Source organism: Mesobacillus harenae, from assembly GCF_013343715.1.
Classification (GTDB): Bacteria; Bacillota; Bacilli; order Bacillales; family Cytobacillaceae; genus Mesobacillus_A; species Mesobacillus_A harenae.
Genome location: NZ_JABUNR010000041.1, coordinates 1 through 596 on the forward strand (window position 1 = coordinate 1; position 596 = coordinate 596).

General features: G+C 49.3%; 4 tRNA genes. All 4 read right to left on the minus strand.

The annotated features are described in order from the left end of the window. Positions 1-195: 195 nt before the first annotated feature. Positions 196-271: transfer RNA gene (locus HRJ06_RS22910), tRNA-Ala, on the minus strand. Positions 272-285: 14 nt separating this feature from the next. After that, a tRNA-Pro gene (locus HRJ06_RS22915) sits at positions 286-362 on the minus strand. A gap of 4 nt (positions 363-366) precedes the next feature. After that, positions 367-443, minus strand: a tRNA-Arg gene (locus HRJ06_RS22920). A gap of 14 nt (positions 444-457) precedes the next feature. After that, positions 458-546, minus strand: a tRNA-Leu gene (locus tag HRJ06_RS22925). Positions 547-596 lie beyond the last annotated feature (50 nt).

Here is a 596-nt window from a genome sequence, read left to right on the forward strand (position 1 = left end):
GTCCTGAGCCAGGATCAAACTCTCCAAAAAAGAGTATGAGTTTTAGCTCATAATTTAAAACGTTGGCTAGTGATCTTCATAATTGAAGTCACTATAAATATTGTTTGTTGACGCTTGTTTGTTTAGTTTTCAAAGAGCAATTTGTCAGCTTATATATAGTAACATGTACTATCCATTTGGTCAACTGACAATAAATGGTGGAGCCTAGCGGGATCGAACCGCTGACCTCCTGCGTGCAAGGCAGGCGCTCTCCCAGCTGAGCTAAGGCCCCATATCTTGTTGGAATGGTCGGGAAGACAGGATTCGAACCTGCGACCCCTTGGTCCCAAACCAAGTGCTCTACCAAGCTGAGCTACTTCCCGAATATGGCGCGCCCGGCGGGATTCGAACCTACAACCTTCTGATTCGTAGTCAGATGCTCTATCCAATTGAGCTACGGGCGCATTATTAAGATGAATGGTGCCGAGGACCGGAATCGAACCGGTACGGTAGTCACCTACCGCAGGATTTTAAGTCCTGTGCGTCTGCCAGTTCCGCCACCCCGGCTAAGTCACTGGAGCGGAAGACGGGATTCGAACCCGCGACCCCCACCTTGG